At 73.3% G+C, this 12,612-nt stretch carries 14 protein-coding genes and 2 riboswitches; of the genes, 6 read left to right on the top strand and 8 right to left on the bottom strand.

Features of this window, described 5'->3' with window-relative positions; translation table 11 throughout:
• The first annotated feature begins 62 nt into the window (after positions 1–62).
• The 4 genes from ABID81_RS04225 to ABID81_RS04210 all read left to right on the top strand — a co-directional run bounded on the left by ABID81_RS04225 (position 63) and on the right by ABID81_RS04210 (position 3,880).
• Positions 63–1,073, top strand: coding sequence for a carbohydrate ABC transporter permease (locus ABID81_RS04225; protein WP_488628059.1), 1,011 nt, complete (start codon positions 63–65; stop codon positions 1,071–1,073).
• 2 nt (positions 1,074–1,075) lie between these two features.
• Positions 1,076–2,032, top strand: a complete 957-nt coding sequence (locus ABID81_RS04220; RefSeq protein WP_354593564.1) for a carbohydrate ABC transporter permease — start codon at positions 1,076–1,078, stop codon at positions 2,030–2,032.
• Positions 2,033–2,111: 79 nt separating this feature from the next.
• Positions 2,112–3,125, top strand: a complete 1,014-nt coding sequence (locus ABID81_RS04215) for a LacI family DNA-binding transcriptional regulator (RefSeq protein WP_354593563.1) — start codon at positions 2,112–2,114, stop codon at positions 3,123–3,125.
• A gap of 68 nt (positions 3,126–3,193) precedes the next feature.
• On the top strand, positions 3,194–3,880 hold the full coding sequence (locus ABID81_RS04210; protein ID WP_354593562.1) for an SDR family NAD(P)-dependent oxidoreductase: 687 nt from the start codon (positions 3,194–3,196) through the stop codon (positions 3,878–3,880).
• A gap of 20 nt (positions 3,881–3,900) precedes the next feature.
• On the opposite strand, the gene ABID81_RS04205 is transcribed toward ABID81_RS04210, so the two are convergent.
• The 7 genes from ABID81_RS04205 to ABID81_RS04175 form a co-directional block, all read right to left on the bottom strand.
• The gene (locus ABID81_RS04205) at positions 3,901–4,392 is read right to left on the bottom strand and encodes a MarR family winged helix-turn-helix transcriptional regulator (protein WP_354593561.1); all 492 of its coding nucleotides are present in this window, start codon (positions 4,390–4,392) and stop codon (positions 3,901–3,903) included.
• A gap of 184 nt (positions 4,393–4,576) precedes the next feature.
• Positions 4,577–6,196: a hypothetical protein gene (locus ABID81_RS04200; protein WP_354593560.1), complete on the bottom strand. Its 1,620-nt coding sequence runs from the start codon at positions 6,194–6,196 to the stop codon at positions 4,577–4,579.
• A 44-nt stretch (positions 6,197–6,240) separates the two neighbouring features.
• The gene (locus ABID81_RS04195) at positions 6,241–7,137 is read right to left on the bottom strand and encodes an ABC transporter permease (RefSeq protein ID WP_354593559.1); all 897 of its coding nucleotides are present in this window, start codon (positions 7,135–7,137) and stop codon (positions 6,241–6,243) included.
• Positions 7,124–8,146: an ABC transporter ATP-binding protein gene (locus ABID81_RS04190; RefSeq protein WP_502915174.1), complete on the bottom strand. Its 1,023-nt coding sequence runs from the start codon at positions 8,144–8,146 to the stop codon at positions 7,124–7,126. Before ABID81_RS04190 ends, ABID81_RS04195 begins: the two co-directional genes overlap by 14 nt.
• 10 nt (positions 8,147–8,156) lie before the next feature.
• Positions 8,157–9,245, bottom strand: coding sequence for a LolA family protein (locus tag ABID81_RS04185; RefSeq protein ID WP_354593558.1), 1,089 nt, complete (start codon positions 9,243–9,245; stop codon positions 8,157–8,159).
• 158 nt (positions 9,246–9,403) lie between these two features.
• Positions 9,404–9,715, bottom strand: coding sequence for an antibiotic biosynthesis monooxygenase family protein (locus ABID81_RS04180; RefSeq protein ID WP_354593557.1), 312 nt, complete (start codon positions 9,713–9,715; stop codon positions 9,404–9,406).
• A gap of 95 nt (positions 9,716–9,810) precedes the next feature.
• Complete coding sequence (locus ABID81_RS04175) at positions 9,811–10,293, bottom strand: FBP domain-containing protein (RefSeq protein WP_354593556.1); 483 nt, start codon at positions 10,291–10,293, stop codon at positions 9,811–9,813.
• A gap of 56 nt (positions 10,294–10,349) precedes the next feature.
• On the opposite strand from ABID81_RS04175, the gene ABID81_RS04170 reads away from it, so the two are divergent.
• Positions 10,350–11,183: a putative protein N(5)-glutamine methyltransferase gene (locus ABID81_RS04170; RefSeq protein WP_354593555.1), complete on the top strand. Its 834-nt coding sequence runs from the start codon at positions 10,350–10,352 to the stop codon at positions 11,181–11,183.
• Here ABID81_RS04170 and ABID81_RS04165 read toward each other — a convergent pair.
• Complete coding sequence (locus tag ABID81_RS04165; RefSeq protein WP_354593554.1) at positions 11,164–11,655, bottom strand: hypothetical protein; 492 nt, start codon at positions 11,653–11,655, stop codon at positions 11,164–11,166. The genes ABID81_RS04170 and ABID81_RS04165 overlap by 20 nt on opposite strands.
• A gap of 116 nt (positions 11,656–11,771) precedes the next feature.
• Here ABID81_RS04165 and ABID81_RS04160 point away from each other — a divergent pair, with 116 nt between their 5' ends.
• Positions 11,772–12,224, top strand: a complete 453-nt coding sequence (locus ABID81_RS04160; RefSeq protein WP_354593553.1) for an SseB family protein — start codon at positions 11,772–11,774, stop codon at positions 12,222–12,224.
• 170 nt (positions 12,225–12,394) lie between these two features.
• Positions 12,395–12,498: riboswitch (glycine riboswitch) on the top strand.
• A 1-nt stretch (position 12,499) separates the two neighbouring features.
• Positions 12,500–12,611: riboswitch (glycine riboswitch) on the top strand.
• Position 12,612 lies beyond the last annotated feature (1 nt).

The raw sequence follows: 12,612 nt of genomic DNA, 5'->3' as shown, positions 1-12,612 counted from the left end.
CGGGGTCACCCCGGCCGCCCCGCCACCCCTCCGTCACACCCGTCTCGACCCAAGGACACGGCATGGCCGACACCCTCACCCCTCTCAGCCCTCGCACCGACGGCACCGGGCCGACCCGGTCGACGAGCGATCGCGAGGCACCCCGACCCGCGACCCGCCGGGGCAACGGCAGCTTCCGCACCCGAGTGCTGACCCCCTACGCCATGCTGGCCCCCGGCATCGTCCTCTTCGTGCTGTTCATGGCGGCGCCCATCGTCTACACGCTCTTCCTCAGCTTCCAGAAGAAACAGGTCGTCGGTCTCGGGCTCGGCTCGGGCGGCGAGAGCCAGGTGTTCGCCGGCTTCGAGAACTACGTCGGTTCGCTGACCGACCCCGAGTTCGCCGCCAGCGTCGGACGCGTCCTGCTCTACGGCGTCGTGCTCATCCCGTGCATGCTCGGCCTCGCGCTGCTCTTCGCGCTGCTGCTCGACTCGAAGCGCACCCGGGCCACGGCCTTCTCGCGCGTCTCGATCTTCATGCCCTACGCCGTGCCCGCCGTGATCAGCTCGTTGCTCTGGGGGTTCCTGTACCTGCCCGCCGTCAGCCCCTTCTACTACGTGTTCGACCGGCTCGGCTGGGACGTGGACGGGGTGCTCGGCTCGGGCACCGTGCTGTTCGCGATCGCCAACATCGCCCTCTGGGGCGGCGTCGGCTTCAACATGATCGTCATCTACACGTCGCTCAAGGCCGTGCCGACCGACGTCTACGAGGCCGCGCGCCTCGACGGTGCCAGCGAGGTGCAGATCGCCTTGCGCATCAAGATCCCCATGGTGGCACCCGCGCTCGTCATGACCGCCCTGTTCTCGATGGTGGCCACCCTGCAGGTGTTCGCCGAGCCGACGACCCTCCGCCCGCTCACGAACAGCCTGTCGACCAGCTGGTCGCCGCTCATGCTCGTCTACCGCGACGCCTTCACCCGCGACGACATCTACTCCGCGGCGGCGACCTCGGTCGTCATCGCGCTCGCCACCTTCATCGTCAGCTTCTTCTTCCTCCGGGTCGTCCAGAAGCGCGCGTTCGGCCAGGAGGACTGACCATGACCACGATCCACCTCGACGGCTCCCGTGACGCGGCGGCCCCGGTGCCCGACCCGACCCGCGCCTCCTCGGGTGGCCGACGCGCCTCGGGCGGGCTGCCGCGCGACCCGAGCACCCCGCGACTGCACGCCGAACGGCCGAGCATCGTCTCGACCGTGCTGCTGTTGATCGGCGCCGTCTACTGCCTGTTCCCGGTGCTCTGGGTCGTCACGGCCTCCACCAAGGACGGCGGCGAGCTCTTCTCGACCTTCACCCTGGCCCCGAGCGGGCACCTGCTCGACAACGTCGTCGCCCTGACGCAGTACCGCGACGGGCTGTTCTGGCGCTGGATGCTCAACACCGCGCTCTACGCCGGCATCGGCGCGATCGCGTCGACCTTCGTCTCGGCGCTCTCGGGCTACGTGCTCGCGAAGTTCGAGTTCCCGGGCAAGAAGGTCGTCTTCAACGTGCTGCTCATGGGCGTGCTCGTGCCCGGCGTCATCCTGGCGATCCCGCAGTACTTCCTGCTCGCGAACGTCGGCCTGACCAACACCTTCTGGGGCGTGCTGCTGCCGCAGATCATCAGCCCGTACGGCATCTACCTCGCCCGCATCTACGCCGCGGCCGCCGTGCCGACCGACGTCATCGAGGCCGCCCGCACCGAGGGGGCCCGAGAGATGGGCATCTTCGGCCGCATCGCCGTGCCCATGCTGCTGCCCGGGCTCGTGACCATCTTCCTGTTCCAGTTCGTCGCCATCTGGAACAACTTCATGCTGCCGTACATCATGCTCGGCGACGACTCGTTGTTCCCCCTCACGGTCGGCCTCAACGGTCTGCTCAACCAGGGTGCCTCGGCCCCGGCGTTGTACACGCTCGTCATCACCGGGGCGCTGCTGTCGGTCATCCCGCTGATCGCGATCTTCCTGGTGCTGCAACGGTTCTGGAAGGTCGACCTCGCGGCCGGTGCGGTCAAGTAGTGCCGGCTCGACGGTGGGCCGTCCCGGTGGGTCGGATCGCACCGTCGATCCGAGGGCCGCTGCCCCCTAGGCTGGCCGCGTGAGCAGCGCGACCGGCCGTGGCCGACCGACCATCGACGACGTCGCCACGGCGGCCGGCGTCTCGCGAGGCACGGTGTCGCGGGCGCTCAACGGCGGACGGTGGGTCAGCCCGGAGGCCAAGACCGCCGTGGACGCCGCCATCAAGGCGACCGGCTACCGGGTCAACCCGCACGCGCGCAGCCTCGCGACGAACCGCACCGGGTCGGTCGCCTTCCTGCTGACCGAGGACCACCAGCAACTCTTCGAAGACCCCAACTTCTCGATCCTGCTCCGCGGCACGGCTGCGGCACTCGCCGAACGGGACGTCTCGCTCGTGCTGATCATGGCCGGCTCGGCCGCCGAGCAGCAGCGGGCGCTCGCCTACATCGGGGCCGGTCACGTCGACGGCGTCCTGCTCGTCTCCGCGCACAGCGGGGGGCGGTTGTTGACCGACGTGGTCGACTCGGGCGTGCCCGCCATCGCCTGCGGCATCCCCCTCGGGCACGAGAAGAAGATGGGCTGGGTCGCCGCAGACGATCGCGAGGGCGCCCGCGAGATCGTCGCCTACCTCCGTGGCCTCGGCCGCCGACGCATCGCCACGATCGCCGGCCCCGCCGACACCCCCGGGGGCATCACGCGCCTCGAGGGCTACCGGGACGAACTGGGGGACGACGCCGACGACTCCCTCGTCCGGCACGGCGACTACGGGCGCGAGAGCGGGCGCGTCGCCATGGAGGCGCTCCTGGCAGAGCACGCGGACCTCGACGCCGTGTTCGCCGCCAACGACCGCATGGCCGCGGGGGCGATCGACGCCCTGACGGCCGCCGGGCGGCGTGTGCCCGCCGACGTGGCGGTCGCGGGGTTCGACGACTCGAGCGTCGCTGCCGAGACGACTCCGGCCCTCACGACCATGCGCCAGCCCTTCGACCGCATCAGCAGCGAGATGGTCCGCCTGCTGCTGCAGGTCATCGACGGCGAGAAGCCCGCGGCCATGACGCTCCCGACCGAGCTGGTGGTGCGCGCGTCCGCGTGACGCGACCCGCGCCTCCTGCGGTTCGCCGCCCCGGCGTCGGACCGGGCCGCGCGCGTAGGGTCGGCCGCATGACCGATCTCGACGGAGCCGTGGTGCTCGTGGCCGGTGCGTCCGGCGGACTGGGGCAGCGTCTCGCCGCGATGCTCGAAGACGAGGGGGCCGTGGTGGTCCGCGCCGCCCGGCGGCCCGAGTCGTTGTCGGGGCCCGGTGCGTACCTCGCCGACCTGCGGGAGCGGTCGGGAGGCGCGGCGCTGGTCCGTTCGGCGCTCGACGAGCACGGCCGGCTCGACGGCGTCGTGGTCGCCGCGGGCGTCGTCGCCTTCGGGGCGGCGAAGGACCTCGACGACGACACGCTCGACGAACTCGTCGAGACGAACGCGCTCGGGCCGATCCGGCTGCTGCGGGCCGCGCACCCCGCGCTCGCCGAGAGCGCCGCCGCCGGTCGCGAACCGTTCGTCGTCACCCTGAGCGGCGTGGTGTCCGAGGTGCCGACCGTCGGCATGGCGGCTTACTCGGCGTCCAAGGCCGCGCTCGCCGCCTTCGTCACGGCGGCCGGGCGGGAGTACCGGCGCGACGGCATCCGGGTGCTCGACGCGCGCCCCGGTCACACCGACACCGGTCTCGCCACCCGGGCGGTGGCGGGCGAGGCCCCGGCGTTCGGCGCGGCGCTCGACCCCGACGCGGTGGCCGAGCGCATCGTGCGGGCGATCGCCGACGGTGAGAAGGACCTGCCGAGTTCGGCGTTCACCGATTGAGGCCGGTGGGGCCGTCGGCCCTAGCTGAACTCGTCGCCGACGAGGCGCAGCAGATCGGCGAGCTGGGCCTGCTGGGCAGGTGACAGCGAGTGCAGCCGGGCGCTCTCGGCGTCGACCAGGCTGAGCATCGCGGCGTCGACCCGGGCGATGCCGTCGGCGGTCACCCTCACGAGGACGCCGCGACCGTCGCTCGGGTCGCCTCGGCGCTCGACCAACCCGCGTTCGACGAGTCGGTCGAGGCGGTTCGTCATGGTGCCGCTGGTGACCATGGTCGCCGTGACGAGGTGCTTCGGGCTGAGCTGGAACGGGTCGCCGGCCCGGCGCAGGGCCGACAGGACGTCGAACTCCCAGTTCTCGAGCTCGGCGTGGGCGAAGGCCTCGCTGCGGATGCGGTCGAGCCGTCGCGACAGGCGCCGCAGTCGCGAGAAGACGTCGAGGGGTGCGAAGTCGATGTCGGGGCGTTCGCGTGCCCAGGCGTCGATGATCAGGTCGACTTCGTCGTTCGTGGCCACGGTGCTGCGTTCCAATCGGTCGGGTCGTACCTGTCATCTTCGTCCACCCGCCGGAGAATCGGCCACACGGGCCCGTGGTCGGCAGCACGGGCGGGTTCGCCCTCGACGGTCCACCGCGACGGCCCGCTCTGCAGGATCCTGCCCGCCTGGCCTCCGGCGCGGTCGCCTCGGCGGTCGCGCTCGGCTACTGGTACGTCACGAGGTCGGGCGTGGGCGAGACGTCGGCCATGGTCTGCTCGGGGCTGAGCATCGGGGCGTCCTCGTCGTAGAAGTTCTTCCAGCCCCAGGCCACCCCCGCCGGTGCCCCGTCGTGCAGGGTGCGCCAGGTGGCCTGCTTGTCGGGCTGCGAGCCCTGGCCGTCGACGTGGACCAGCGTCTCGAGTTCGGGGTGCGACGTGTCGATCGACGACCGATCGCGCAGCATGTCGAGCCGGAACTGGTGCAGCACGAACATCTTCGGCGGCAGGCCCCTCGACGCCACGAGGTCGGCCAGCCAGCTCGAGACGGCGTTCACCTCGCTCGCCTCGACCCCGCCGATCTGCCGCAGGGGCACCTGGTCGGCCTCGAGACGCCACTCGGGGTCGAGGGCCAGGCCCACGTTCGGCCGCGACAGCAGCGACTCGTAGCGCTTCGCCTGGCTGAGGAAGTCCGCCCGCCCCGGCTGCAGGTCGATCACGACGTACTGGCCGGCCGCGGCGGCCGCGTCGACGTAGGGCAAGATGCTCTCGGGTGAGAGCTCGTTCGAGTAGTCGCCGTCGGCCCCGGCCGCACCGGCGGCCACGGTGGCGATGATCTCGAGCAGCGGGACGACGGGACGGTCGCTCACCGCGTCGTAGCTCGCCGCGACGGCGGCGGCCCGCTGCACGGTGGCGGCGACGTCCTGCTCGCCGAGCACGCCGAGCGCTCCCGTGCCGGGGGCGCCGTAGAGCGCCACGAACCGTCGGTCGGGGAAGAACCGCTGACCACCGCCCGGCAGCTGTGCGCCCGAGCGGGCCGCCGCGACCGACCAGTCGGGGTCGGGGACCGTCGAGAACGAGGCGCCGACCAACAGGGTGGCGGTCGTCGACGAGGCGTGCAGCGCGTCGATCACCTCGCCGGACGTCTGCAGATCGACGACCCCGTCGGGCAGGGCCTCGACCTCGGCACCGGCGGCCCGTGCCGTGGCCGTCGCCGCGGCGTCGTCGCCACCGGCCACGACGGCGAGGACGTCGTGGCGTGCGGTGCCCGCCTCGGGGACGTCGACCGAGGAGGCGCTGGTCACGACCTCGACACCCGTCGCGTCGAGCGCCCCCACGTCACCGACGCCCAGCACGGTCTCGACGCCGAGTCGGTCGAGCTCGGCCCCGAGCCCCGTCGACGACTCAGGCGCCAGCCCCGTCGACGACTCGGTCGCGAGCCCCGACGAGGAGGGGATCGGTGACGCCGATGCGCCGTTCGACCCCGCCGCGGGCGCCAGCAGCATCGGCACCCGCAGTCGTCGCGCCTCGTCGGCGGCCACCGCCTGGGCCTCGGGATCGCCGTCCGGGGCGACGACCGCGACGGGGCTCGAGGTGAACAGCGCCCGGCTCGCCTCGACGGCCCTCTCGGGTGCCCCGGCCGCGCCGACGACGGTGACCCGCGCCTCCTGCCCCCGGGTGACGACGGCCGTCCGGTCGACGACCGCGGTCGACGTGCAGCCGGCGGTCGCCACGAGCGCGGCAGCCGCGAACGCGGCGGCGACCGTGACGCGGACGAGACGAGGTGGGCCCGGGACGAGGCGGGGTCGAACGGGTCGGGTCGGAGCGGGGCCGGGTCGGAGGAGCACCGATCAACGGTAACCGCGACCACCGACCGCGGCGCACCGGGGGATCAGCTCAGGACGTCCTTCGTCGTGAAGCGGCCGAGCGCCAGGGCGCCGAACACGGCGACGTAGCCCGCCTGCAGCAGGGCGTTGGCGGCGAACGAGTCCCACGAGATCGGATCGCGCATCAGGTCGGCGAAGCCCAGCCAATGGTGGGTGAAGAGCCACGGGTCGAAGGCGTCCAGCTGAGGCAGCGCGTCGACGATCTGGGCGACGGTCGAGAGCACGATGGTCGCTGCCATGGCCCCGACGGGCACGCTCGTCAGCGTCGAGGCGAACAGGCCGATCGCACTGAGGCCCAGCAACGAGAGCGTGACGTAGAGCGCCATCAGCAGCAGCCTCAGGGCGTAGTCCCCGAGGCCGATCGTCTGGCCCGAGAGCAACGTCACCGGCCCGATCGGGAACAGCGCGGCCCCGGCGATGGCCCCGAACACGACCACCACGAGGGTCGCCGCGAGACAGAACGCGGCCGCGGCCACGTACTTGACGAGCAGGAGGCGCACCCGGCCCACCGGGGTCACCAGCAGGTACCGCAGGGTGCCGAGGCTCGCCTCGCCGGCGATCGTGTCGCCGGCGACGACGCCCACGGTCAGGGGGAGGAAGAGCGGGATCGCCACCGTGAGCGCGGTGAGCGAGACGAAGAGGCCGTTCTGGGTGATGTCGCCCAGGAAGGCCGGCCCGCGACCGCTGCCGCCGTCGGCCGTCGTGACGCGGACGGCGACGGCCAGCAGCACGGGGATGAGTGCCAGGGCACCGAGCAGGGCGATCGTCCGCACGCGACGGAAGAGCACCGCGAGCTCGCTGCCGAGCAGGGCGAGTCCGAGTCCGCCGCGGGGGCCGTCGACCGGCTCGTCGGCGGTGCGGTCCGCGTCGGGATGCGCGCCCACGGGCTCAGCCGGCGACATCGAAGCCCTCGCCGGTCAGGTCCACGAAGCGGTCCTCGAGGCTCGCACCCGCCACCTCGAAGCCCCGCACCCGCACGTCGGCGGCGACGAGGGCGGCGACGATCGACTCGGGTGACAGGCCTTCGACGGCCAGGTCGGCCTCGACGCGGACCGAGCCGCCCGCGGTGGCGGGCGCCGCGTCCGAGCGGGCCGGCGCCTCCGGGGTGAGCCCGAGGCGGATCAGCACGTCGCGGGCGACGTCGGGGTCGGGGGTGAGCAGTCGGACGCGGTGTGCGCCGAGGGCTCGCAGGTCGTCGAGCGTGCCCTGGGTGAGCAGCCGCCCGGCGCTCATGACGCCGATGTGCGTGCACATCTGCTCGACCTCGCTCAGCAGGTGGCTCGAGACGAGGACCGTCGTGCCCTCGTCGGCCAGCGAGCGGATCAGGCCGCGGACCTCGCGGGTGCCCTGCGGATCGAGGCCGTTGCTCGGCTCGTCGAGCACCAGCAGGTCGCGGGGCATGAGCAGGGCGGTGGCGATGCCCAGGCGCTGTTTCATGCCGAGCGAGTACGCGTGCGCCTTCTTCGAGGCGGCGTGCCCGAGGCCGACGCGGTCGAGCGCCGCGTCGACGCGGGCCCGGCGGGTGGCCGCCGGTGCCCGACGGTCGCCCGAGTCGAGGCGGTGCAGGTTGGCCCGACCCGAGAGGAAGGGGTAGAAGGCCGGACCCTCGACCAGGGCGCCCACCCGGGGCAGGACCCGTCGGAGGTCGTCGGGCATCGAGCCGCCCAGCACGCGGATCTCGCCGCTCGTCGCCGAGGTCAGCCCGAGCAGCATGCGGATCGTGCTCGTCTTGCCCGATCCGTTCGGGCCGAGGAACCCGTAGACGCTGCCGTGCGGCACGGCGAGGTCGACGCCGTCGACGGCCTGCTGGTGGCCGAAGCGCTTGGTCAGGCCGCTCGTCTCGACGGCGAACGCGCCGCGCGGCCCGGCGTCGTCGCGCGACGACCGGACCGCGGTGGTGTCGTGGCTCACCGGCCGGGGGTCACTGGCCGGCCGCGGCGGCCTGGAGGGCCTCGGCGTCGACGGCTCCGGCGAACACCCGGCCGTCGTCGGTGAGCAGCACCGAGACGAGCGAGGTCTCGAGCACGCGCCCGCCGTCGACCTTCGTGGTCAGCTGGTCGAGCAGGCCGCTCGTGTCGGACGACGAGGCACGGTCGGTCGATCCGGGTGCCGGGGTCACAGCGACGACGGTGCTCCAGCCCGAGCCGACGACGGTCTTCTCGGCGTGGGTCCCCTCGACCTTCGCCCGGCCGGAGGCGCGGCCGGGCGCCGTCGCCTCGGTCACGGTCGCGTCGGCCGGGGGAGTGAAGGCGAAGACGCTCGCCGCCGGGGCGTCGAAGTCGATCGAGGTGAACCCGGCCGAGAGGGCCGGGTCGGCTTGACCCTTGGCGTCGACGACCACCTTGAGCGGGACGCCGGTCGCGGCGTCGACGGTGAGCGTCGCCCGGGCGACGAGGGTCGACGAATCCTTCGGCGTGAGGACGACCTGGTACGCGTCGCGTCCGGCGACGTTCACGTCGGACTCGGCCGTGACGGTGGTCGTCGGCTCGACGTTCGCCAGGACGAGGTCGGCGAGCTCGGCGGGCGTCTGCGGCACGGCGGTGCCGTCCGGCAGGACGGAGGGGCGTTGGGCACGGCTCTCGTCGGGCAGGGTGGCGTGGGTGGCCTCCTTCGTCTTCGAGTCGTAGGTCCACACGCTCGAACCGTCGCGGATCACGTTGCGCTCGGCCAGGTCGTCGATGACCTGCACCCGCTGCTTGGACATGCCGTCGGCGTAGACCTCGGCCGTGTGGCTGCCGGTCAGCAGCTCGAGGGCACCCGCGACGTCGGACGACGCCGAGCCGCCGGAGGCCTGGGCCGAGACGTCGGGCAGCCCCAGGTCGGAGGTCTGCTCGACGGTGCCCGAGTACGACGCACCCGAACTCGAGGCGGCCAGCGCCAGCACCTGCCGGGGCGACTTGTCGGGCAGGTCGACGTCGGCGGTGGCCGAGACGGCGGGGACCACGATGCTCGCGGCGATGACGGCCACGGGCACGGCGGCGGCGGTGGCCCAGCGGGTGGACTTCTTCATGACGATCGCGACCTCTCACGCCGGGCCCCGAGCGGGTCGACGACAGGGCAGGAGACTACGCGCGAACCCTGGAGAACGCTGTCACCCGGGCGGTCGGTCGCTCGACGTCGACAGAGCCCGGCCGCGACCCGTCCGGTCGGGCTCGGCGGACACGGGCGTCAGAGCTCGACGACCTCGAACTCGAGCAGGTCGGCACCGGTCGCGACGGGGCCGCGCGGGGCGTCCGCCGCACCGGCCGGGCGGGCGTGCGCGGCCTTCACCCCCTCGGCCGACCAGGCCCGGAAGTCCTCTTCGCTGCGCCAGGTGGTGACGACGAAGTAGCGGTCCTCGCCGGCGACGGGGCGAAGCAGCTGGAAGCCCTCGAACCCCTCGGCCCCGTCGACCGAGTGCTTGCGCGCGGCGAAGCGCTTCTCGAGCTCGGGGCCGGACCCCTGGGGGACGTGGATGGCGTTGATCTTGACGACGGACACGGCGGGGCCTTTCGATTGGTGGTCGGTGGTCGGGGTGCGGCCTCGACGGGACGGGGCCCGGGAGGCGCGGTGCGGGTCGTCGGGACGCCCTCGCGTCAGGCGGTCTTCATGACGTTCGCCGTGAAGCCCCGGACGCGCTCGGTCAGCCCGACCGAGCGCCGCTCGATCTGCTCGGGCGGGTTGAGGTGCGGCGGCGCGACGCGGATGAGCAGCGAGCAGGCGAGGTCCTCGCAGATGTAGGTGCCGAGGGTGTTGCCGTTCAACCCGGCCTCGCCGGCCTTCGGAGCGGTGAAGAGGCGCACCTGGGTGGCCGGCTGCGGCGAGTGGCAGAGCGAGCACATGGCCGCGATGCCGGGGCGGAGCGAACTGCTCGACGACCGCACGACGAGGCCGACCGGCCGGTCGTCCATCCAGTGCACGATGTACCCGCGGTGGTGGGCCTGCGGGTCGCGCCAGCCCAGGAACTCGCGGTCCTCCCAGAGCATCTCGTGCAGCCCGGGGATCGGCAGCCGCTCGAGGTCGCCCGGCAGGGCGTTGACGAACGACTCGCGGATGTCGGTCTCGGTCAGCGGCTTCATGTTCTCCCTCGTGCCGTCGGGTCTCGTCAGCCTACGCGTCGGTCTAGCGTGGACGCGTGACGATCCCCGGGGCCGAGCGCGAACGACTCGTCACGCGTCGCCTGCGGGCCGCGGGCTGCGTCTTCGCCGAGGACGAGGCGCGGGTGCTGCTCGGCGAGGCCCCCGACGACGAGGCGCTCGAGTCGATGGTGGCCGACCGCGTCGCGGGTCGGCCGCTCGAGCAGGTCGTGGGCTGGGCGGCGTTCGCCGGACTGCGGATCGTCGTCGAGCCGGGCGTCTTCGTGCCCCGCCGCCGCACCGAGCTGGTCCTCCACCAGGCCTCCGCGGCGCTCGCGGCCGCCGACCCGACCGGCCGTCCCGCGGCCCCCGGCGGCCCCGTGCTCGAACTCTGCTGCGGTGCCGCCGCCGTGGCCACCGCCCTCGCCGTCGAGCACCCGGGTCTCGAGCTGTGGGCCACCGACCTCGACCCGGCGGCCGTGCACTGCGCGCGGCGCAACCTCGCCGACCAGGGCACGGTCGTCGAGGGCGACCTCTTCGGCGGCCTGCCCGCGTCGCTGCGCGGCCGCCTGCGCGTCGTCGCCGCGAACGCCCCGTACGTGCCGACCGACGCGATCGCGTCCCTGCCCCCCGAGGCGCGCCTCCACGAGCCGTCGCTCGCCCTCGACGGCGGCGCCGACGGGCTCGACCTGCACCGGCGCATCGCCGCCGAGGTCGGTGCGTGGCTGGCGCCGGGCGGCACGCTCGTCCTCGAGACGAGCGTGGGTCAGGCGGACGACACCCGGGAGGCGCTGGTCACCGCGGGCCTCCGGGCCCGGGTCGTCCGCGACGACGAGGTCGACGGCACGGTCGTCGTCGCCGTCGCGTCGTCGGTCAGAGGTCGGCCGGGGTGACCGAGTCGACGACGGGGGACTCGGGGGTGCCCGAGATGCGGCACGTCCACTCGGTGGCGGGACGACCGTCCGAGAGGTGACCCATGGTGACGGTGGCGACCGCGCCCGTGGCGCTGTCCTGGACGTCGTCGGCCTCGTAGGCCCAGACGTCGTCGAGGAAGGGAAGGTCGGGGTTCTGGTCGCCGATCGCCGTGACGCACGCGTGCCACGCGGGGGGCGCCTCCTGGGCCTCGGCCGTGGCGGGGGCGGGCGGCTCGGTCTCGGGCAGGGCGGTGGCGTCGGGCAGGGCCGTCGCGATGTCGGACGCCGTGGCCGAGGGCTCCGCCTGCCGCGTGGCCGACGGGCCGGGACTCGAGCTCGAGGCGGGCGTGGCGCCGGCGCAGCCCGTGACGAGCAGGGCGACGGCGAGGCCGACGACGGTGAGGGCCGCGGGCACGCCCGCTCGACGGGACGGTCGGGGGGTGCGGGGCACGGGGGCTCCTCGGGACGGTGCTGCGCGACGGGGTGCTGCACAGGGTAGCGAGCGGCACGGCCGCGCACCACGCCGACACGGAGGCGACACGGAGGTTGGCCCGGCACCCTGGAGCGATGACCGCAACGGACAACCGCGAAAAGACCGCACTCGAGCAGGCCATCAGCAAGGGGCAGGCGGGTGAGGGCGACATGAACAGCGTGCTCGCCGAGTTCGTCAACGCCCAGGTCGTCGTCGCGACGGCCACCGACGCGCAGGAGTCGTTGAACGACCTGCAGCCCGTGCTCTTCGACCGCGAGGGCGTGCCCATGCTCGCGGCCTTCACCCACGTCGACATGATCGGCGAGCAGGTCAAGGGCGTCGCGCGGTACTCGGCCACGCTGCCGGCCGCCGAGCTCGTGCAGGCGATCCCGGCCGAGACCGGCCTCGTCGTGAACCCGGGCAACCACGAGGGCTTCGAGATGCTGCCCGAGGGCGTCAGCCAGCTCGCCGACGACGTGCGCAAGCTCGTCGCCGCCCACGAGGCCGCCGGCTCGCCCGAGCCCGGAGAGCCGTCGCGCGCCGTCTAGGCCCCCTCCGTCGCACCCGCACCACCCGACGCCCCGACCGCCGCCCGGTCGGGGCGTCCGTCGTCCGGGCCGTCGTGCCGCGGCCGATGCCCTTCCGATCCGACGGGATCTCGAAACCTGCGTGTCACACGACGGCGCTAGGCTGACGCCACAACCGAACATCGGGCCACGAACACGTCGCGGGAGAGCTCCGGTGCGCAGAGACTGCGCCGACCGGGCACCGAAGGAGCAAGCTCCCCGCCAATCTCTCAGGTACGCGTACCGCGACGGACTGGCCACTCTGAAAAGCAGGAGGTGCGAGGCGGTCCACAGACCCCTCGCCGGTCCTCGCCCACGGTGAAAGCCGGCTCCGGCCGGTGAAGCTCTCAGGCCCATGACAGAGGGGGAG

Source organism: Frigoribacterium sp. PvP054 (assembly GCF_040547465.1).
Taxonomy (GTDB): Bacteria; Actinomycetota; Actinomycetes; order Actinomycetales; family Microbacteriaceae; genus Frigoribacterium.
This window is presented reverse-complemented; position numbering and strand designations above follow the sequence as displayed.

Excerpts from the sequence above, each read along its gene's own strand:
- ABID81_RS04160 (WP_354593553.1), top strand. The coding sequence starts at position 11,772 with ATGACCGCAACGGACAACCGCGAAAAGACCGCACTCGAGCAGGCCATC.
- ABID81_RS04185 (WP_354593558.1), bottom strand. The coding sequence starts at position 9,245 with ATGAAGAAGTCCACCCGCTGGGCCACCGCCGCCGCCGTGCCCGTGGCC.
- ABID81_RS04210 (WP_354593562.1), top strand. The coding sequence starts at position 3,194 with ATGACCGATCTCGACGGAGCCGTGGTGCTCGTGGCCGGTGCGTCCGGC.
- ABID81_RS04225 (WP_488628059.1), top strand. The coding sequence starts at position 63 with ATGGCCGACACCCTCACCCCTCTCAGCCCTCGCACCGACGGCACCGGG.
- ABID81_RS04220 (WP_354593564.1), top strand. The coding sequence starts at position 1,076 with ATGACCACGATCCACCTCGACGGCTCCCGTGACGCGGCGGCCCCGGTG.
- ABID81_RS04175 (WP_354593556.1), bottom strand. The coding sequence starts at position 10,293 with ATGAAGCCGCTGACCGAGACCGACATCCGCGAGTCGTTCGTCAACGCC.
- ABID81_RS04195 (WP_354593559.1), bottom strand. The coding sequence starts at position 7,137 with ATGTCGCCGGCTGAGCCCGTGGGCGCGCATCCCGACGCGGACCGCACC.